Origin of the sequence: Escherichia sp. MR, assembly GCF_005280595.1 — a bacterium.
Lineage (GTDB): Bacteria > Pseudomonadota > Gammaproteobacteria > Enterobacterales > Enterobacteriaceae > Escherichia > Escherichia ruysiae.
Genome location: NZ_SZVK01000003.1, coordinates 1 through 20,303 on the forward strand (window position 1 = coordinate 1; position 20,303 = coordinate 20,303).

General features: G+C 54.4%; 20 protein-coding genes. 8 read left to right on the forward strand and 12 right to left on the reverse strand.

Going from position 1 to position 20,303, the window contains the following annotated elements; translation table 11 throughout:
* Positions 1-565: 565 nt before the first annotated feature.
* The 6 genes from FC814_RS23030 (at position 566) to FC814_RS02080 (ending at position 6,368) form a co-directional block, all read left to right on the forward strand.
* A complete protein-coding gene (locus FC814_RS23030; RefSeq protein WP_212976463.1) occupies positions 566-679 on the forward strand; it encodes a hypothetical protein in 114 nt (37 codons plus the stop codon).
* Between the two features lie 61 nt (positions 680-740).
* Positions 741-1,808 (forward strand): HlyD family secretion protein, encoded by a 1,068-nt coding sequence (locus FC814_RS02060; protein ID WP_000357899.1) that lies wholly within the window; start codon positions 741-743, stop codon positions 1,806-1,808.
* Positions 1,805-4,540, forward strand: coding sequence for a ribosome-associated ATPase/putative transporter RbbA (gene rbbA / locus FC814_RS02065; RefSeq protein WP_000149103.1), 2,736 nt, complete (start codon positions 1,805-1,807; stop codon positions 4,538-4,540). Before FC814_RS02060 ends, rbbA begins: the two co-directional genes overlap by 4 nt.
* Complete coding sequence (locus tag FC814_RS02070) at positions 4,540-5,664, forward strand: ABC transporter permease (protein ID WP_137325477.1); 1,125 nt, start codon at positions 4,540-4,542, stop codon at positions 5,662-5,664. Before rbbA ends, FC814_RS02070 begins: the two co-directional genes overlap by 1 nt.
* A gap of 72 nt (positions 5,665-5,736) precedes the next feature.
* Entirely contained in the window at positions 5,737-6,012 is a 276-nt protein-coding gene (locus FC814_RS02075; RefSeq protein WP_001260301.1) for a type II toxin-antitoxin system HicA family toxin, read from the forward strand.
* Entirely contained in the window at positions 6,009-6,368 is a 360-nt protein-coding gene (locus tag FC814_RS02080) for a type II toxin-antitoxin system HicB family antitoxin (protein WP_000593555.1), read from the forward strand. Before FC814_RS02075 ends, FC814_RS02080 begins: the two co-directional genes overlap by 4 nt.
* Positions 6,369-6,487: 119 nt before the next feature.
* Here the strand turns inward: FC814_RS02080 and nikR are convergent, their stop codons facing one another.
* The 8 genes from nikR to FC814_RS02120 form a co-directional block, all read right to left on the reverse strand.
* A complete protein-coding gene (nikR, locus tag FC814_RS02085; protein ID WP_001190062.1) occupies positions 6,488-6,889 on the reverse strand; it encodes a nickel-responsive transcriptional regulator NikR in 402 nt (133 codons plus the stop codon).
* A 5-nt stretch (positions 6,890-6,894) separates the two neighbouring features.
* A complete protein-coding gene (nikE, locus tag FC814_RS02090; protein WP_000173713.1) occupies positions 6,895-7,701 on the reverse strand; it encodes a nickel import ATP-binding protein NikE in 807 nt (268 codons plus the stop codon).
* On the reverse strand, positions 7,698-8,462 hold the full coding sequence (gene nikD, locus FC814_RS02095; RefSeq protein ID WP_032226702.1) for a nickel import ATP-binding protein NikD: 765 nt from the start codon (positions 8,460-8,462) through the stop codon (positions 7,698-7,700). The genes nikE and nikD overlap by 4 nt, the downstream gene beginning before the upstream one ends.
* On the reverse strand, positions 8,462-9,295 hold the full coding sequence (nikC, locus tag FC814_RS02100) for a nickel ABC transporter permease subunit NikC (RefSeq protein WP_023308430.1): 834 nt from the start codon (positions 9,293-9,295) through the stop codon (positions 8,462-8,464). Before nikC ends, nikD begins: the two co-directional genes overlap by 1 nt.
* Entirely contained in the window at positions 9,292-10,236 is a 945-nt protein-coding gene (gene nikB / locus FC814_RS02105; RefSeq protein ID WP_000947068.1) for a nickel ABC transporter permease subunit NikB, read from the reverse strand. Before nikB ends, nikC begins: the two co-directional genes overlap by 4 nt.
* Positions 10,236-11,810, reverse strand: a complete 1,575-nt coding sequence (gene nikA / locus FC814_RS02110; protein ID WP_137325438.1) for a nickel ABC transporter substrate-binding protein — start codon at positions 11,808-11,810, stop codon at positions 10,236-10,238. Before nikA ends, nikB begins: the two co-directional genes overlap by 1 nt.
* 627 nt (positions 11,811-12,437) lie before the next feature.
* Positions 12,438-13,025, reverse strand: a complete 588-nt coding sequence (acpT, locus tag FC814_RS02115) for a 4'-phosphopantetheinyl transferase AcpT (RefSeq protein ID WP_137325439.1) — start codon at positions 13,023-13,025, stop codon at positions 12,438-12,440.
* A gap of 54 nt (positions 13,026-13,079) precedes the next feature.
* Complete coding sequence (locus FC814_RS02120; RefSeq protein ID WP_137325440.1) at positions 13,080-14,129, reverse strand: AI-2E family transporter; 1,050 nt, start codon at positions 14,127-14,129, stop codon at positions 13,080-13,082.
* Positions 14,130-14,227: 98 nt separating this feature from the next.
* On the opposite strand from FC814_RS02120, the gene FC814_RS02125 reads away from it, so the two are divergent.
* Positions 14,228-15,478 (forward strand): MFS transporter, encoded by a 1,251-nt coding sequence (locus FC814_RS02125; RefSeq protein WP_137325441.1) that lies wholly within the window; start codon positions 14,228-14,230, stop codon positions 15,476-15,478.
* A gap of 3 nt (positions 15,479-15,481) precedes the next feature.
* On the opposite strand, the gene dcrB is transcribed toward FC814_RS02125, so the two are convergent.
* Both dcrB and FC814_RS02135 read right to left on the reverse strand, forming a co-directional pair.
* On the reverse strand, positions 15,482-16,039 hold the full coding sequence (gene dcrB / locus FC814_RS02130; protein ID WP_137325442.1) for a phage sensitivity protein DcrB: 558 nt from the start codon (positions 16,037-16,039) through the stop codon (positions 15,482-15,484).
* A gap of 73 nt (positions 16,040-16,112) precedes the next feature.
* Entirely contained in the window at positions 16,113-16,778 is a 666-nt protein-coding gene (locus tag FC814_RS02135; protein WP_137325443.1) for a 7-cyano-7-deazaguanine/7-aminomethyl-7-deazaguanine transporter, read from the reverse strand.
* Positions 16,779-16,999: 221 nt separating this feature from the next.
* On the opposite strand from FC814_RS02135, the gene tusA reads away from it, so the two are divergent.
* Complete coding sequence (gene tusA / locus FC814_RS02140; RefSeq protein WP_000130621.1) at positions 17,000-17,245, forward strand: sulfurtransferase TusA; 246 nt, start codon at positions 17,000-17,002, stop codon at positions 17,243-17,245.
* 106 nt (positions 17,246-17,351) lie between these two features.
* Here the strand turns inward: tusA and zntA are convergent, their stop codons facing one another.
* Positions 17,352-19,550 carry a Zn(II)/Cd(II)/Pb(II) translocating P-type ATPase ZntA gene (gene zntA, locus FC814_RS02145; RefSeq protein WP_137325444.1) on the reverse strand — a complete coding sequence of 733 codons (2,199 nt, stop codon included), beginning with the start codon at positions 19,548-19,550 and terminating at the stop codon, positions 17,352-17,354.
* Positions 19,551-19,622: 72 nt separating this feature from the next.
* On the reverse strand, positions 19,623-20,249 hold the full coding sequence (locus FC814_RS02150) for a lysoplasmalogenase (protein WP_000964714.1): 627 nt from the start codon (positions 20,247-20,249) through the stop codon (positions 19,623-19,625).
* Positions 20,250-20,303: the final 54 nt, after the last annotated feature.

Here is a 20,303-nt window from a genome sequence, read left to right on the forward strand (position 1 = left end):
GCTGATAGAAACAGAAGCCACTGGAGCACCTCAAAAACACCATCATACACTAAATCAGTAAGTTGGCAGCATCACCCTCCATATGCGTTTCCGCTAATGTCAGAAAGCGTGTAAGTAGTATTTTTAGTCAATTAAATATAACAATGAGATACCACTAATTGTAAAAAGTAACTTTACTATAACCGGATTTATTGTTCTGAGTATTGAATTTTATAGGCGAGTTAATGCTGGCAAATAAATATTTATCCTACAGCTAATTCTGAATGAATATCTTTTCCTTATTTTTCATCGTTGCTTAAAACGCTGCTTTTTCTCATCCACCCTCTTTTCGCAAAAATACCTTATTACCTTTCGGTAAGATATTTGTACACAAGAGAATAATAACACTGCGTGATAGTCACCGTTCCTGTTAAGGATATTTTGGGTTAAAAACGTAATCGAAATGTAGAACATCGTGATGTATCACAAGCTGATTGTAATCAAATAGACAACATGAATATAACTGTTAGTATTTAATTGATTTCAATTATGAGTATGCGTGTTTCATTTACGGCCAGGAATGCTGATGATGACAACATTACTACCCGTTTTCACTAAGCCTTCCCCGTTGGCGCTCATCTTGCGGCGCCCTGGTCGTATATGCCGTTTCCTTCTCATCCCGGATGGAAGAATCCGCTGAACATCGTTCGCGGCTGCTGTAACACGCGTCGTTTACTTACAGGGATTATGGCGGGTCGATTATGGATAAGATTAAGCGCCATCTGGCGTGGTGGGTTGTCGGGTTACTGGCGGTTGCTGCCGTCCTGGCGTGGTGGTTATTGCGCCCGGCAGGTGTACCGGAGGGTTTTGCCGTCAGTAATGGTCGCATTGAAGCGACGGAAGTGGATATCGCCAGTAAAATTGCCGGACGTATTGACACCATTCTGGTGAAAGAGGGGCAGTTTGTCCGTGAAGGTGAAGTGCTGGCGAAGATGGACACTCGCGTGTTGCAGGAGCAGCGACTGGAAGCCATCGCGCAAATCAAAGAGGCGCAAAGTGCCGTTGCCGCCGCGCAGGCTTTGCTGGAACAGCGGCAAAGTGAAACTCGTGCCGCGCAGTCATTGGTTAATCAACGGCAAGCTGAACTGGACTCCGTTGCCAAACGTCATACGCGTTCCCGCTCGCTCGCCCATCGTGGGGCTATTTCTGCGCAACAACTGGATGACGACCGCGCCGCCGCCGAAAGCGCCCGAGCTGCGCTGGAATCGGCGAAAGCCCAGGTATCGGCTTCTAAAGCGGCTATAGAAGCAGCACGCACCAATATCATTCAGGCACAAACGCGTGTAGAAGCTGCGCAAGCCACTGAACGGCGCATTGCCGCAGATATCGATGACAGTGAACTAAAAGCCCCGCGCGATGGACGTGTGCAGTATCGGGTTGCTGAGCCAGGCGAAGTGCTGGCGGCAGGCGGTCGGGTGCTGAATATGGTCGATCTGAGCGACGTTTATATGACCTTCTTCCTGCCAACCGAACAGGCGGGCACACTGAAACTAGGCGGCGAAGCACGGCTGATCCTCGATGCCGCGCCAGATCTGCGTATTCCTGCGACCATCAGTTTTGTCGCCAGCGTCGCCCAGTTCACGCCAAAAACCGTCGAAACCAGCGATGAACGGCTGAAACTGATGTTCCGCGTCAAAGCGCGTATCCCACCGGAATTACTCCAGCAACATCTGGAATATGTCAAAACCGGTTTGCCGGGCGTGGCGTGGGTGCGGGTGAACGAAGAACGTCCGTGGCCTGAAGACCTGGTGGTGAGGTTGCCGCAATGACGCATCTGGAACTGGTTCCCGTTCCGCCTGTCGCGCAACTGGCGGGCGTGAGCCAGCATTATGGAAAAACCGTTGCGCTGAACAATATCACTCTCGATATTCCGGCACGCTGCATGGTCGGGCTGATTGGCCCGGACGGCGTCGGGAAGTCGAGTTTGTTATCGCTGATTTCCGGTGCCCGCGTCATTGAGCAGGGCAACGTGATCGTGCTGGGCGGCGATATGCGCGACCCGAAGCATCGCCGCGACGTCTGCCCGCGCATCGCCTGGATGCCGCAGGGGCTGGGAAAAAATCTCTACCACACCTTGTCGGTGTATGAAAACGTCGATTTTTTCGCCCGCCTGTTTGGCCACGACAAAGCGGAGCGGGAAGTCCGAATTAATGAGCTGCTGACCAGCACCGGGTTAGCACCGTTTCGCGATCGTCCGGCGGGAAAGCTCTCCGGCGGGATGAAGCAAAAACTTGGACTATGCTGTGCGTTAATCCACGACCCGGAATTGTTGATTCTTGATGAGCCAACGACGGGGGTTGACCCGCTCTCTCGCGCTCAGTTCTGGGATCTCATCGACAGTATTCGCCAGCGGCAGAGCAATATGAGCGTGCTGGTCGCCACCGCCTATATGGAAGAGGCCGAACGCTTCGACTGGCTGGTGGCGATGAATGCCGGAGAAGTGCTGGCGACCGGTAGCGCCGAAGAACTGCGTCAGCAAACGCAAAGCGCCACGCTGGAAGAAGCATTTATTAATCTGTTACCGCAAGCGCAACGCCAGGCGCATCAGGCGGTAGTGATCCCACCGTATCAACCTGAAAACGCAGAGATTGCCATCGAAGCGCGCGATCTGACCATGCGTTTTGGTTCCTTCGTTGCCGTTGATCACGTCAATTTCCGCATTCCACGCGGGGAGATTTTTGGCTTCCTCGGTTCGAACGGCTGCGGTAAATCCACCACCATGAAAATGCTTACTGGGCTGCTGCCCGCCAGCGAAGGTGAGGCGTGGCTGTTTGGGCAACCGGTTGATCCAAAAGATATCGATACTCGCCGTCGGGTGGGCTATATGTCGCAGGCGTTTTCGCTCTATAACGAACTCACCGTGCGGCAAAACCTGGAGTTACATGCTCGTTTGTTTCACATCCCGGAAGCGGAAATTCCTGCGCGAGTGGCTGAAATGAGCGAGCGTTTTAAGCTCAATGACGTTGAAGATGTGCTGCCGGAGTCATTGCCGCTCGGCATTCGCCAGCGGCTTTCGCTGGCGGTGGCGGTGATTCATCGCCCGGAGATGTTAATCCTCGATGAACCTACTTCTGGCGTCGATCCGGTGGCGAGGGATATGTTCTGGCAGTTGATGGTCGATCTCTCGCGCCAGGACAAAGTGACCATTTTCATCTCCACCCACTTTATGAACGAAGCGGAACGCTGCGACCGTATCTCGCTGATGCACGCCGGAAAAGTGCTCGCCAGCGGTACACCGCAGGAACTGGTTGAGAAACGCGGAGCCGCCAGTCTGGAAGAGGCATTTATCGCCTGTTTGCAGGAGGCGGCGGGGCAGAGCAACGAAGCCGAAGCACCGCCCGTGGTGCGCAACGCTACCCATGCGCCGCGTCAGGGATTTAGCCTGCGCCGTCTGTTTAGCTACAGCCGCCGCGAAGCACTGGAACTGCGACGCGATCCGGTGCGTTCGACGCTGGCGCTGATGGGAACGGTGATCCTGATGCTGATAATGGGCTATGGCATCAGTATGGATGTGGAAAACCTGCGCTTTGCGGTGCTCGACCGCGACCAGACCGTCAGCAGCCAGGCGTGGATGCTCAATCTCTCCGGTTCCCGTTACTTTATCGAACAACCGCCGCTCACCAGTTATGACGAGCTTGACCGCCGGATGCGCGCGGGCGATATCACGGTGGCGATTGAGATCCCGCCCAATTTCGGGCGTGATATCGCGCGTGGTACGCCTGTGGAGCTCGGTGTCTGGATCGACGGTGCGATGCCCAGCCGTGCCGAAACGGTAAAAGGTTACGTGCAGGCGATGCACCAGAGTTGGTTACAGGATGTGGCGAGCCGGCAATCGACGCCCGCCAGCCAAAGCGGACTGATGAATATTGAGACGCGCTATCGCTATAACCCGGACGTAAAAAGCCTGCCAGCGATTGTTCCGGCGGTGATCCCGCTTCTGCTGATGATGATCCCGTCAATGCTAAGCGCCCTTAGCGTGGTGCGGGAAAAAGAGTTAGGGTCGATTATCAACCTTTACGTGACCCCCACCACGCGTAGCGAATTTTTGCTCGGCAAACAGCTACCGTACATCGCGCTGGGGATGCTGAACTTTTTCCTGCTCTGCGCCTTGTCGGTGTTTGTGTTTGGCGTGCCGCATAAAGGCAGCTTCCTGACGCTCACCCTGGCGGCGTTGCTGTATATCATCATTGCCACCGGAATGGGGCTGCTGATCTCCACTTTTATGAAGAGCCAGATTGCCGCCATTTTCGGTACGGCGATTATCACGTTGATTCCGGCGACGCAGTTTTCCGGGATGATAGATCCGGTGGCATCGCTGGAAGGGCCGGGGCGTTGGATCGGCGAGGTTTATCCTACCAGTCATTTTCTGACTATCGCGCGCGGGACGTTTTCGAAGGCGCTGGATCTGACGGACTTGTGGCAACTTTTTATCCCGCTGCTGATAGCCATACCGCTGGTGATGGGTTTAAGCATCCTGCTGCTGAAAAAACAGGAGGGATGATGCGCCATTTACGCAATATTTTTAATCTGGGTATCAAAGAGTTGCGCAGCCTGCTTGGTGATAAAGCAATGCTGACGCTGATTATCTTCTCGTTTACGGTGTCGGTGTACTCGTCGGCAACCGTTACGCCAGGATCGTTGAACCTGGCGCCGATCGCCATTGCCGATATGGATCAATCGCAGTTGTCGAACCGGATCGTTAACAGCTTCTACCGTCCGTGGTTTTTGCCGCCGGAGATGATCACCGCCGATGAGATGGATGCCGGACTGGACGCCGGGCGCTATACCTTTGCGGTAAATATTCCGCCTAATTTTCAGCGTGATGTCCTCGCCGGACGCCAGCCGGATATTCAGGTGAATGTCGATGCCACGCGCATGAGCCAGGCATTCACTGGCAACGGGTATATCCAGAATATTATCAACGGTGAAGTGAACAGCTTTGTCGCGCGCTACCGTGATAACAGCGAACCGTTGGTATCGCTGGAAGCCCGGATGCGCTTTAACCCGAACCTCGATCCCGCGTGGTTTGGCGGGGTGATGGCGATCATCAACAACATTACCATGCTGGCGATTGTTTTGACCGGATCGGCGCTGATCCGCGAGCGTGAACACGGCACGGTGGAACATTTACTGGTGATGCCGATAACGCCGTTTGAGATCATGATGGCGAAGGTCTGGTCGATGGGGCTGGTGGTGCTGGTGGTATCGGGATTATCGCTGGTGCTGATGGTAAAAGGCGTGCTGGGCGTACCGATAGAAGGCTCGATCCCGCTGTTTATGCTTGGCGTGGCGCTCAGTCTGTTTGCCACCACGTCAATCGGCATTTTCATGGGGACGATAGCGCGCTCAATGCCGCAACTGGGGCTGCTGGTGATTCTGGTGCTGCTGCCGCTGCAAATGCTTTCCGGTGGTTCCACGCCGCGCGAAAGTATGCCGCAGATGGTGCAGGACATTATGCTGACCATGCCGACGACACACTTTGTCAGCCTCGCGCAGGCTATTCTCTACCGTGGTGCCGGATTCGAAATCGTCTGGCCGCAATTCCTGACGCTGATGGCAATTGGCGGCGCGTTTTTCACCATCGCGCTGCTGCGATTCAGAAAGACGATTGGAACAATGGCGTAAGGAAGGGAAACTTGACTTCATATTGTGATGTCATACTATTGATGTCATAAAGTGAAGTCATAAGGACATGCCATGAGAACACAGGTACAGGCTTTACGGAAGAAACAAAAAAATACATTGGATCAAATATTTAAATCTCCTGTTCCTCAAGGGATTAAGTGGTCTGATATAGAGTCACTGGTTAAAGCATTAGGCGGAGAAATTAAGGAAGGAAGAGGCTCGCGTTGTAAGTTCATACTAAATATGAGCGTTGCGTGTTTCCATCGGCCTCATCCGTCGCCAGATACCGATAAAGGCGCTGTAGAAAGCGTGCGTGACTGGTTACTAAGTATAGGGGTAAAACCATGATCAAACTGAAGACGCCAAATTCTATGGAGATTGCCGGGCAACCTGCTGTAATTACCTATGTGCCAGAACTGAATGCATTTCGTGGCAAATTCCTGGGCTTGTCAGGTTATTGTGATTTTGTCTCTGACAGCATTCAGGGGCTGCAAAAAGAGGGGGAGCTTTCCCTGCGAGAGTATCTTGAGGATTGTAAAGCTGCGGGTATTGAGCCTTATGCGCGTACAGAAAAGATTAAGACCTTTACGTTACGCTATCCAGAATCGCTGAGTGAACGCCTTAATAATGCGGCTGCGCAGCAACAAGTCTCTGTTAATACCTATATTATTGAAACGCTGAATGAGCGTTTGAATCATTTATAAATTTTAGCGGCGTTCATTACGCAGAACATCTGCCTTTACAGGATCTATCTATGCAACTGAACTTAATTTTATAAATTAAGTTCAGTTAATATCTTTTCTTTCCGCGTTTCAGAAATAACTCAATCTTCCTTCGGCAAGCACTGTAAATGCCCGTGTCGCACGCCGCGCTGGGCGATAACGTCATCGGCAAAATGTTGCACGTCACCCATGTCACCTTTCAGCACGGCGATTTCCAGACAGTCGTCGTGGTTGATGTGCACATGCAGAGTAGCAACCGAGAGGTCGTGGTGATGATGCTGGGTGGAGACAATACGGCTGGCTAAGTCGCGTTTTTCGTGCTCATAAACATAGGAAAGTACTGCGAAACCTTGTGTGCCGTGCTGCTGGGTGGCCTCCTGCGCCAGGGCGCTGCGCAGAATATCGCGGATAGCTTCGGAACGGTTGTTATAGCCACGACGCTGGCTCAGGCTGTCCAGCGTCTCCAGTAAATCGTCATCAAGCGTGATGGTGACTCGTTGCATTTGCGTTAAACCTTTTCAGTGGCGCGACGGCGCACGGGGAATGCGGGTAATACCGCGTTTTGTAGCACACGTCCGGCGTCAGAGGAAAAAGTTAATTTCTCTCCCACCACCTGGGTTTCGACGATTTGTCCGTTGTCCATCACCATCACCCGCTGGCAAAAGCGTTCCACCAGGCGTAAGTCGTGGGTGATGAACAGGCAGGCGGTGCCAAACTGTTGTTGTAGCTTTTTCAGTAGACGAATGACGCCCGCTTGTAACACGAGATCAAGGTTAGAAACGGCTTCATCCAGAATCAGCAGTTTCGGTTCGACCGCCAGCGCGCGCGCCAGGCAGACGCGCTGGAGCTGACCGCCGCTTAATTGCGGTGGGCGTTTGTCGAGCACGCTGTCATCGAGATCTACCGCCTTCAGCATTTCACTGGCGCGCGCCAGTTGTTCGGCTTTTTTCAGCGATAGCAGGTGGCGCATCGGTTCTCGCAGGATCTCGCGCACGGTTTTGCGTGGGTTAACGGCGCTGATGGAGTCCTGAAACACCATCTGAATATCACGGCGGAACGCTTTACGTTGCGCGCGATTGAGTTTCGCCAGCGGTTCGCCACGCCAGCTAATATTCCCTTGTGAGGGCGACTCTAAGCCTACCAGCAGCCGCGCGAGGGTACTCTTTCCGCAGCCACTGCGTCCCAGCAGGGCGACGGTTTCACCGCTTTTCAGGGTCAGAGAAACGTTATTGAGTACCGCCTGATGCTGGTGCTTACCGCTGAATCCACCGTGCGCATAGTGATGTGAAAGGTTGGAGACGTTAAGTAAAGTCATGATGCCAGCTCCATACCGTAGAGGGCGAGATGAGCGGAAACCAGGCTGCGCGTCACCGTATGTTTGGGAGCGTTAAACAGCGTTTCTACATCGCCCTGTTCAACAATCTTGCCGTGAGACATTACCGCCACATCGTCCGCCAGACGCGCCACCACGCCCATATCATGGGTCACCAGCAGCATTCCCGGCGCTTGTTTTTGCATAATGCTTTCCAGCAGATCGAGGATGCGCGCCTGTGCTACCACGTCGAGGTCGGTGGTTGGTTCATCGGCGATAATAAACGGCGATTCGCACAGCACCGCCATCGCAATCATCATGCGCTGCAACATACCGCCGCTCATCTCGAACGGGTACAGCTTCAGCACGCGCGCGGCGTTTTCCAGCCCCACCGCTTCTATGGCAGCGATAAGCGTGGCGTCATCGGCGGGTTTCCCCAGTGCCAGGCAGGTTTCCCGCGCGTGGGTGTGCATGGTGTGCAGCGGATTAAAGGCGCTGCGCGGGTTCTGCATGATGGTGGCAATTTTGATACCGCGTAGCGCGCAAGGCGAAACCGGTTTGCCATCGGCTAAAATTTCCCCCGCCGTCTGGCGAACGCCAGCGGGCAGAATGCCCAGCGTCGCGGCGCAGGTCAGTGATTTCCCGCTGCCGCTACCGCCGACTAACGCCAGCACACGCCCGCGTTTAAGGGTTAACGATACGCCGTGCACCAGCGGCTGCGCGGCCTGTAGCGCGATATTACGTAGTTCAATCTGTTGCGGCATTAGTGTGCGTGCTCCGTCACCAGATGAGGGTCCAGATGATCGCGCAGTGCGTCACCCACCAGGTTAAAGGCCATCACGCTGATAAACAGCGCCAGCCCCGGCCAGAACATTTGCAGCGGCTGAGTCCAGATATACTGACGCGCGTCGTTAATCATCACGCCCCATTCGGCGGTCGGCGCGGTCACGCCGAGGCCGAGGAAGGACATCCCCGCGACGTGCAGCATCATATGGCCGATATCCAGCGTTGCCAGCACCAGCAGCGAGGGGATCACCGCACCTGCCAGATGATCAACAAACACCCGCACATGGCCTGCGCCAGAAAGCCGTGATGCCAGCACAAACTCGCGCTGGCGCAGTGAAATCACCAGGCTGCGCACCATGCGTGCATACCACGCCCAGTGCGACAGGGCGATGGCGATAATTACGTTGGTCAGCCCGGTGCCGAGCACGCCAACCATAAAGAACGACAGAATCGAGGTCGGGAAGGTCATAAACATATCGGCGACGCGCATGGTGGCCTGATCAACGCGTCCGCCAATCAGTCCGGCGCTGCCACCAATAACCAGCCCTAATGTCAGCACCAGCAGCAGGCAGGCCATTACCGAACCGAGCGACACGCGGGTCGCTGCCATCAGCCGCGAGAAAATATCGCGCCCTAAGTGATCGGTGCCCAGCCAGTGCTGCGCATCCGGCGAAAGCAGGCGCGACGGCAAATCAATCGCCTGGGGGTCATACGGCAGCCACCACTGGCTGGTGAGCGCAATCAGCGCCAGCAGGGCGATAATGATCAGCGCCAGGCGTACCGACCAGCGGGAAGAGATGAAAAAGTTCACGCGTGCGCTCCTTCATGACGACGAATGCGCGGGTCCAGCGCGGCGTTTAGCAAATCGACAATCAAATTACAGACCACAAAAACCACCACCATCATCAGCGTAAAGCACTGGATCACCGGATAGTCACGGTTAAAAATCGCCGACACCGCATAGCGCCCGACGCCCGGCCAGGCAAAGATGTTTTCGATAATCATCGTCCCGCCAATCAGTTCGCCGATGTGCATCCCCACGGCGGTGATCATCGGCAGCGAGGCATTACGCAGAATATGGCGGCGTTCGGTCTGTTTGTCGTTCAGGCCGCGTAGCCGCGCCCAGGTGACGTGACGCTGACCTGCGACGTCCAGCATACTGGCGCGCAGCAGTCGCGCGTTAATCGCCAGCGACATAAAGGCAATGGAAACCGCAGGCAGAATGATGTGCTGCCAGCCGCCGTAACCCATCGCGGGTAGCCATTGCAGATACACCGAAAACGCCATCACCAGTAAAAACGCCAGCCAGAAGTTAGGCATCGACACGCCAAGAAACGCGATGAAACGCACGGCGAAATCCGGCAGGCGGTCGCGATGGCGCGCCGCCCAGATACCGAGCGGCACGGAAGTGAGCAGAATTAACACCAGCGCCGCGCCTGCCAGTTCCAATGTTGCGGGCAGGAAGTTCAGCATATCGTCCAGCACCGGGCGTTGGCTGGCGAATGAGATACCAAAGTCAAGATGCAGCGCCTTCCACAACCAGGTGCCGTACTGGACGTACAGCGGCTGATCCAGTCCCAGCATGGTGCGGGTAGAGGCCAGCATCTCCGGCGTCGGCGGCAGGTTAGACAGACGCAAATAATCGAGCGCCGGGTCGCCGGTGCCGAGGCGCAACATCAGAAAAATGATCACCGAGGCGGCGAGCACCATCGGGATCAGCAGCAGAAAGCGGCGTAATACGTAACGCAACATTAAGGTTTCACCGGTTTAATCTGTTCGAACGGAATTTCGGTGGCGATCGGCGCGTAGGGGATGTTACCCAGATCCGGTTTTGATACCACCATCATTGAGATGTAACTGATAGGCAGATAAACCGCCTCGTCATGCAGACGGGTCAGAATGTCGCGATACAGCGCCTGACGTTGCGTTTCGTCATGGGTCGCCAGCACTTCGCCGATCTCTTTATCAATCAGCGGCTTGTCGGCTAATCCTTGCTGTGCCTGGAAGTCAGCGTGCGACGGTACGCGCATTGAACTCAGGAAGGCGTGTGGATCGTATGGCGCGCCCCAGGTGCGGTGGAAAATCATGCCAAAACGACCGTCACGCTGACGAGCATAGATACTGCTCTCTTCTTCGCCAATCAGCGAGACATCTGCGCCAATCTGGCGCATATCAGCCTGAATGATTTCCGCCATCGATTTGCTTAACGCATCGGTGCCGATGAACGAAAGTTCAATGCGCAGCGGCTGACCATTTTTCTCGCGGATGTCTTTGCCCGCAGGCAGCGTCCAACCGGCTTTTTCCAGCAACGCTTTCGCTTTTTGCGGATCGTACTGGCGCGGTTTCAGGCCGAGGTTGGCGTAGGGCACAGAAGGGGCAAACAGGGTGTCGGCGACCTGCTGGGTGCCATATAACGCGTTATCAATCAGCGATTTTTTGTTTACCGCGTAATTAAGAGCTTCACGTACTGCCAGCTCGTTGGTGGGGGCTTTGGCGGTATTGAGCGCCAGCATCACGGTTTCGATCGGCTGTGACAGTTGGGTGTGGTAAGCCGGGTTCTGGCTAAAGCGGGCGAAGGTATCGAGCGGTAATAACCCTTCGTTTCCGTACAGCAGGTCGATATCGCCAGTTTCAAACGCCACCGCGCGGGTAGTCGGGTCCGGGATCACGTTAAAGGTGATCTTTTTAATCGCCGGCTTTTCGCCCCAGTAGTTTTCGTTACGGACGAAGACATCGTACTGATTCAGTTTCGATTCCTGCAAAATCCACGGTCCGGTGCCAATCGGCGCTTTAATTCCGTTCATGGTTTCATGGTTTTTAAACTGCGAGGGAGCGATAAAACGGAAAGGACGGGGCAGGGCCAGTTCTTGCAGGAAAGGATAGTAGGCGCTTTTCAGGGTGATTTGCAGCTCCGTTTTACTGAGTGCTTTAACATCAACAATCTGGTTTGCCAGCTCCAGCCAGGCGTGACGTTGACGGTTATCGAGCACTACGCGGAAGTTTTCTGCCGCCGCCTCGGCATCGAACGGTTCACCGTTGGAGAATTTCACGTCATCACGCAGGGTGAAGGTCCAGGTTTTACCATCTTCTGAATGAGTCCAGCTTTTTGCCAGCCACGGGATCACCGAACCGTCTGCCTGATATTTCACCAGTGGTTCATAAACCATGCTCTGGGCGAACATCTGGTTAGGCGTGTAAAGGTGCGGGTTTAGTGGCCCGACATTCACCGGCCAGGCGGTGGTGATTTCATCTGGCGCAGCGGCATGGACGATAAAAGACGCACAAGCCAGCAGCGCAAATAGAGTGCGGCGGAGTGTGGAGAACATAGTAGCCCCAATGGATAAATAGTTGGCGAAATAAGTATGGCGACGATTCGCTATGTTGAAATCTGGTAGTGACTCTGCATATGCGGCCTGGGTGCGGCCTGTTCCCCTCACCCTAACCCTCTCCCCAGAGGGGCGAGGGGATGGTTCGTGCGCTTTTGTGACTGCAACTGCAATCGCCAATCATTGCACGGTGTGCCCCCTCTACCCGAAGGGGCGAGGGGATGGTCCGTGCGCTTTTGTGACTGCAACTGCAATCGCCAATCATTGCACGGTGTGCCTCCTCTACCCGAAGAGGCGAGGGGACGAGCCGTACGCTTTTGTGGCTGCAACTGCAATCGCCAATCATTGCACGGTGTGCCTCCTCTACCCAAAGGGGCGAGGGGATGGTCCGTGCGCTTTTGTGACTGCAACTGCAATCGCCACTCATTGCACGGTGTGCCCCCTCTCCCTTTCAGGGAGAGGGTTGGGGTGAGGGTAAAATACGGTGATAATCCCACTACCTTCCCTAAAAACGGGGAAAACTGCGCCCGCTCATGTTGAGTCATCGATTTCAAGTATGACGATTTTAAGTATTCGTCATACTGATAACCTGTTCTGGATCAATAGATGGGCAGTCGGATGGGCGGATCAGTTAAGCGAATCGACCCATTGCACCGCGTCGGTGGTGAGCGTAAAGGGGGTAGGGGTGCAGATCGCCAGACTTAAATTTTCAAGCTGACAATGGCTGACAGACAGCGAGGACTGATAGGTGCTGTCTACGCTGACGATTTGCCAGGCGCTGCCGCCACGCTGTTTAACGATGGCTTCTTTGCGTGTCCAGATGCGCCAGAACATTTCCAGTTGCTGATCAGGATGCACGGCGTCCATTTCGGCATGTTCCCCGAGGCTAAACACCGTGTTTGCCAGCCAGTGCCAGTTGGCGCGCGGGCGAATCACTTCGATATCGCAGCCGACTTCGCCTTCATCGCTCAACAGCAGGGCGATATCGTCACCGCTATGACTTAAGTTAAACCATAGCGGGATTTCCGGCGCGAATGCGGGTTTGCCCTGTTCACCGTAGATGATGTCCGGTAGCGGAGAAAGCACGTGTGAAAGCAATGCACGTCCCGCCAGCCAGCGTTCGCGTCGTGGACCTTGCGGTGCTTGATCGCGTAAAGCCGGTGGCAGTGGAACTGCGCTTAAGGTCGAAACTTTCCCCAGAACTATCCGATACATATCAGAGCCAACGTTTAATGGAAAAGGAAAGTGCGTATCGTATCACTTGTCGCCTCATCCCGGTAACCGACTTTTCGGTCGTCCCGGTCCCAGTAAAATCGCCAGTTTGCTGCCGCCTTTGGTGGTTTCCATCCAGATTTTACAGACGCTGGTTAATGGCACCGAAAGCAGCATACCCACCGGACCGAGTAACCACCCCCAGATCAACAATGACAGAAACACCACCATGGTGGACATCCCCAGTCGATGCCCCATCATCCGTGGCTCTAAAATATTGCCGATGACCATATGGACAACTAAAAACAGTGCACCGACCAGAATACATTCGTAAACGCCATTAAACAGCAACACCTGAATCATTGGCGGTACGGCGGAGATCACCGCGCCAATATTGGGAACGTAGTTGAGCAAAAACGCCAGTACCGCCCACATCAGCGCAAACTGTACGCCCATTAGCGCCAATCCCAGCCAGACGATGACGCCTGTCCATAAACTGAGCAGCGTCTTCAATGCAAGATAGTGCGAAACACCTTTTAAGGCGCGGTGTAGTCCGGCGATGTGAATCTGTGGATTATTCAACGCAAAACGCATTTTGTAAGGCACGTGGCGCACTTCAAACAGCATGAAAACTACGGTCATCACCAGCAGAAGCACGCTCGCCATTGCGCCGGAAAGCCCGGTCATCAGCGCAGTGGTGAAGGCGACAACTTTTTCCGAATCCATCCGCTGAAGCATTCGTTCGGGCGACATATGCAGATTAAGAAACGGTAACATCTCTTGTAATTTAAACAGCTTACGGGTCAGTTCCTTATTAAACTTCGGCAGCATAGAGATAAATTCGTTAAACGATGCCGCTAGTACGCCGACCAGCGCAGTAAGTGCTATCAGCATCACCACCACCACAATGGTAATGGCAACGGGGCGTTGTACTCCACGACGAATAAACCAGGTGACCAGCGGATTGAGGACAATGGCGAAAAAGAGCGCCAGTAGCAGTTGCACAATGATATCTGCCGCTGCGTGAATGCCGGCGAGAATCACTACCAGCGAGGCTAGCTTGAGCAGAATATGCATTCCTGTTTTATCCGGTTGAAGGGTTTCCATTGGGGCTTCCTTGTGACTTTTTGTATTAAGTGTAGCGGGAGTCACGCCAGCAATATTCTGATTCTTACTGCTGATTTTCACGCCAGCCCGTGGTAAAAATGAAACACTGTTGTAAAAATGTGGTGATCCTCATGCCCGAACCCGTTGCCGAACCCGCGCTAAACGGATTGCGTCTTAACCTGCGCATTGTCTCCATTGTCATGTTTAACTTCGCCAGCTACCTCACCATCGGGTTGCCGCTCGCCGTATTGCCGGGCTATGTCCATGATGTGATGGGATTTAGTGCCTTCTGGGCGGGTTTAGTTATCAGCCTGCAATATCTCGCTACTTTGCTGAGTCGTCCACATGCCGGGCGTTACGCCGATTTGCTGGGACCCAAAAAGATAGTCGTCTTCGGGTTGTGCGGCTGCTTTTTGAGCGGGCTGGGGTATCTGACAGCAGGATTAACCGCCAGCCTGCCCGTCATCAGCCTGTTATTACTTTGCCTGGGGCGCGTGATCCTCGGAATTGGACAAAGTTTTGCCGGAACCGGATCGACACTGTGGGGCGTTGGCGTGGTTGGCTCGCTGCATATCGGGCGGGTGATTTCGTGGAACGGCATTGTCACTTACGGGGCGATGGCGATGGGTGCGCCGTTAGGCGTCGTGTTTTATCACTGGGGCGGGTTGCAGACGCTGGCATTAATCATTATGGCCGTGGCGCTGGTGGCCATTTTGTTGGCGATCCCGCGTCCGTCGGTGAAAGCCAGCAAAGGCAAGCCCCTGCCGTTTCGCGCGGTGCTTGGGCGCGTCTGGCTGTACGGCATGGCGCTGGCACTGGCTTCTGCCGGATTTGGCGTCATCGCCACCTTTATCACACTGTTTTATGATGCTAAGGGCTGGGACGGTGCGGCTTTCGCGTTGACGCTGTTTAGTTGTGCGTTTGTCGGTACGCGACTGTTATTCCCTAACGGCATTAATCGTATCGGCGGCTTAAACGTGGCGATGATCTGCTTTAGCGTTGAGATAATCGGCCTGCTATTGGTTGGCGTAGCCACCGTACCGTGGATGGCGAAAATCGGCGTCTTACTGGCGGGGGCGGGTTTTTCGCTGGTGTTCCCGGCACTGGGCGTGGTGGCGGTAAAAGCGGTGCCGCAGCAGAATCAGGGGGCGGCGCTGGCAACCTATACCGTTTTTATGGATTTATCGCTGGGTGTGACCGGGCCGCTGGCAGGGCTGGTAATGAGTTGGGCTGGCGTGCCGGTGATTTATCTGGCTGCGGCGGGGTTGGTAGCAATCGCGTTATTGCTGACGTGGCGATTAAAAAAACGGCCTCCGGAACACGTTCCTGAGACCGTCTCATCATCTTAAAACTTACTGAATAACCAGCGTATTAATGATGTTTTCTGCGGTGGTCTGCGCTTTTTGCTGATCGTTAGCAGGCAGCGTGATTTGCATGGTCAGCAGTTGATTACCCACGTTACCCAGAATGACGGAAGAGTACGCCGTCTGGCCTTTCGCGGAGATAATGCTGTCTAACTGCTGCATTTTGTGACCTTTCAGCTCAATAGATTTGTTGGTCACCACTTGCAGTTGCGGATCGCGGCTACGTTGCTGATCTTCCAGACGCTTCGCCAGCACAGCCAGATCTTCTTTCGGGTCATCGCCCATGATGACGATGACTGCTTTCTGCCCGGTGGCGTCGGACCAGACGTGCATGTTATTGGCTTGCGTTCCCAGCTTACCGCTCTGGTCGGTCATATCTGCTGGCAGCGAGAAACTTAGCTTGCCATCAAGCAGGTTGACGGGATTTGCGGCAGCGTTACTTTCCGCGACAGTGCCTTCCGCCGTAGCGTTAGTGTCTTTATCATCACAGGCCGCAAGCCCCATAACCAGCAGGCCAATTCCGACATATTTAACCAGATTGCGCATTGACTTCTTCCTTATCGATAAACGGCCATAACGGCTCATTCATCCATCTTATCACAACTCTGATAACGAACCTTTAACTGGCCTGCAAAGCGTTGATTTCGGATTTATCTGCCAGTCTTTTCAATAGCATATTGAGTAATACGCCATACATTGGCAGGAAGAAAACCATGCTGATTAACACTTTGAAACAGTAATCAACCAGCGCGATTTCCATCCAGTGCTCGGCCATAAAAGCATCCGGGCTGCGCCAGAAAGCAATGAAGAAGAAAGCCAGCGTATCGCTGACGTTACCAAACAGTGTGGAAGCCGTCGGAGCCAGCCACCAGCGACGACTCTGACGCAGGCGGTTAAAAACGTGCACGTCGAGGATCTGCCCCAGCGCGTAGGCCATAAAGCTGGCGGTAGCGATACGGGCGACAAACAGGTTGAAGTGGGCGAGAACGCCGAATCCCTGCCATGAACCCATATAAAACAGTGATGAGATGACGTAGGAGATCAGCAACGCGGGGATCATCACCGCAAAGATGATGCGACGAGCCAGCGGTGCGCCAAAAATACGCACGGTCAGGTCAGTAGCGAGAAAGATAAACGGAAAGCTAAACGCGCCCCAGGTGGTATGAAAACCAAAAATGGAGACCGGAAGCTGAACCAGATAGTTACTGGAGGTGATCACCAGAAGATGAAATAACGATAACCAGAACAACGCCTTATAGCGTTGAGTTTGCGAGAAAACGTTCATATTGTACCTTTTTGATTAACCATTGGGGTGAGGGAACCCAATACGTACGACACGCTATTTTACCTTGATTAAATAACGTTCTTACCCTTTTTTCGAGCCGCCGCATGATACTGCTTTACGTTGACAATGCAATGGTTAATTTTTACGCAATCGTTAACCTGGTTTGCTTACGGACTCACAGGGCGTAAACTAGCGCCGTTTTTTTAAGTGATGAGAAGAAAATGACCGATCTCTTTTCCAGCCCTGACCACACACTCGACGCGCTTGGCCTGCGCTGCCCGGAACCGGTGATGATGGTGCGCAAAACGGTGCGCAATATGCAGCCAGGCGAAACGTTGCTGATTATTGCCGATGATCCGGCCACGACCCGCGATATTCCTGGGTTTTGTACCTTTATGGAACATGAACTGGTCGCCAAAGAGACGGATGGACTGCCTTATCGTTATTTGATTCGTAAAGGCGGTTAATGGGGGAAGATTGGCTTCGATGCCGCCTTTTCCCCTCACCCTCTCCCCAGAGGAGCGAGGGGATCGATCGCGTCCAATTTTGCGATCGGTTTGCAGGCTGTCCCCATTACTTTCTGCGCAACAATCTTAACGCATTCGCCGTCACCAGCACCGTTGCTCCCGTATCTGCCAGCACAGCCAGCCACAGGCCGGTTATTCCTAAAAGCGTGGTGACAAGGAAGATCCCTTTCAGCCCCAGCGCAATGGTGATGTTCTGGCGGATATTAGCGTGAGTGGCGCGTGCCAGCTCAATCATTTGTACCAGACCGCGCAGGTGGTTATGGGTTAATGCCGCGTCGGCGGTTTCCAGCGCCACGTCTGTGCCACTGCCCATTGCAATCCCAATAGCTGCTGCTTTCATTGCTGGCGCGTCGTTAATACCGTCGCCGACCATCGCCAGCGGCGCATGTTGGTTCAACTCCGTCACCGCTTTGACTTTATCTTCCGGTAGTAATCCGGCTTTAAATTCCAGCCCCAGTTCACCGGCAATCGCTGCCGCTGCGCGTGGATTATCGCCGGTGAGGATCACCCCTTTGACGCCCAGCGCGTTCAGTTCACTGATGGCAGTGGCGGCATCGGCGCGCAGGGTATCCTGCAATGCAATGACACCCAGCACGTCATCGTTACGCACTACCAGCACTACCGTTTGCCCGGCGCTTTCCAGTTCGTTAATCAAACCGGCAAATGCCTCGGCTGGATGTTTCCCGGCAGCGCATATCAACACGCGTTCACCGTTAACCAGTGCTTCAATGCCAGAGCCGACCAGCGCCCGCTGTGACTGGGCGGCGGGAATGGCGAGAGCAGCAACTTGTGCTTCACGAATGATGGCTTGCGCCAGTGGATGCGTTGCGCCTTGCTCGACCGCCGCTGCCAGCGCCAGCAGTTCAGATTCGCTAACGCCCGTTGCCGGATGAATCGCGGTAACGCGCGGTTTGCCGACGGTCAGCGTACCGGTTTTATCAAATGCGACCTGGGTGACACGACCTAACTGCTCCAGCGCCGCACCACCTTTAATTAACGCTCCACGACGTGCCGCTGCTGCCAGTCCGGAGGTAATCGCTGCAGGCGTGGAGATAACTAACGCACACGGGCAACCAATCAGCAGCAGCGTCAGGCCTTTATAAATCCACTCCTGCCAGCTTGCGGCAAATAGCAGTGGTGGCACCAGCGTTACCAGCAGGGCGACGGCCATAATCGCGGGTGTGTAGATACGGCTAAAACGGTCGATAAATCGCTCAATGGGTGCGCGGCGTTCTTCAGCCTCTTCGATCAGCTTCAGAATGCGGTCAATGGCGCTGGCACCCGGTTCTGACAGCACTTCCAGCGTCACCAGACGGTCTACGCTGGTGGCGCCTGCAGGAACTTTATCGCCCGTTGCGCGCTCCACCGGAATGGATTCGCCGGTCAGGGCGCTTTCATCAAAACTGGCAAACGGTGAGAGCAGTTTACCGTCGGCAGGCAAACGCCCACCTGCCGCAACTTCAATCACATCGCCAGGGCGCAGGCTATTGATCGCCACCTCTTCCCGCTCACCGTTACGCAGACGCGTGGCGGTTTCTGGCTTCAGCGCCATTAACGCGCTGACCCCTTGACGTGCGCGGCTGGCGGCCCAGCCTTCCAGTCGTTCGCCAATCAAAAACAGCAGCAACACCATCGCAGCTTCTGCCGTTGCGCCAATAAACAGCGCGCCAATGGCGGCTACGCTCATTAAGGTTTCAATGGCGAAGTAGCTGCCGGATTTGATCAGCCGTAATGCCTGACGAGCAATCGGGTACAGACCAACCAGCGTGGTCGCGATAAACGCCAGTTGACCGAACGGATGATTAAATTGCTCCAGCCCCCAACTGATTACCATCATCACAATAAGCGTAATCAGCGGCAGATTCTCTTTCAGGCGTGATGCTTGCGGTTCGTCGGTGGCCTGTTCATCGCGCAGGGAATAGCCTGCTTTTTGCACCGCCGATTCAACCTGGGCACGGATGTCATTGTCGGCATCGACCACCAGTTTTTCGGTGGCGAACAACACCTGCACCTGATTCACACCTGCAAGCTGGCGCACGGCATTTTCCACTTTGCGTGCGCAGGCGGCACAGTCCATGCCGCTGACTTTCCAGCTATAGCGGGTGCCGGAGACGTTTTCAGAGAGTGTTGGCGTGCTGGAACATGCGCCGTCGCAGCAACAGTCGTTGGCATTCTGTGCCGGGGTTAGCGGTTTGAACGCGGCAAATTGAGGGACTTTTTTGCCGTGATTGTCGGGAGTCGACATGGCATCCTCCGGTTAAGTTTTTCTCATTAACCGAAGGATACACTCTGGAGTCGACTCCAGAGTCAAGTTTTATCAGAGATACAGCGAGCGGACGATGAGGAAGTGTCCTGCAAAGTAGCAAGCCGCAGCAATGGCGTTATCCGCACGGAAGCGGCGGCGATAGTGGCTACCCAGCCAGACAAAGTTACTGATAAACAGCAACGAAGCGCCCATAAAGGCCGAGAGTGCCGGAGCCGTCGGGCGGAAGAACCACAGTTCACCTGCCAGCCACACCATCACCAGCGTCATACCGATAAAAGTACAGACAGGCCAACGGAACTCCTCCAGACGCGTCCAGATAATGGCCAGCAATAGCGCGCCCAGAACCAGCAGTACCAGTGGTAGAGGCCAGAAGAAAGAGAGCGTCATCTGGCTGGCGAAATAGATGGTGTACAACAGGTGTGAGAGGAAAAATGCGCCGATAGCGTACATCAGACGCTGACGTGGCAATAGCGTTAGCGCATCGCCCAGCAGTGAGGCACACAGCCCCGCCAGCACCAGATAGCTAATAGCGTCGAACATCGGCGCTTGCCACGCCAGCAATAGCAGGAGAAGAAGGGTTAACGGTTTAAATACCCAGCGTTGCCAGGTTGGCCCACGGTACGATGCATCCACAGATAACCATGCGGAAAGACAGACAGCGATAAACGACCAAAGCATCTTAGTTCCTTGAATTCGTTATTTTTTCGTAAGCGGAATGCCTACGGTCTTGCT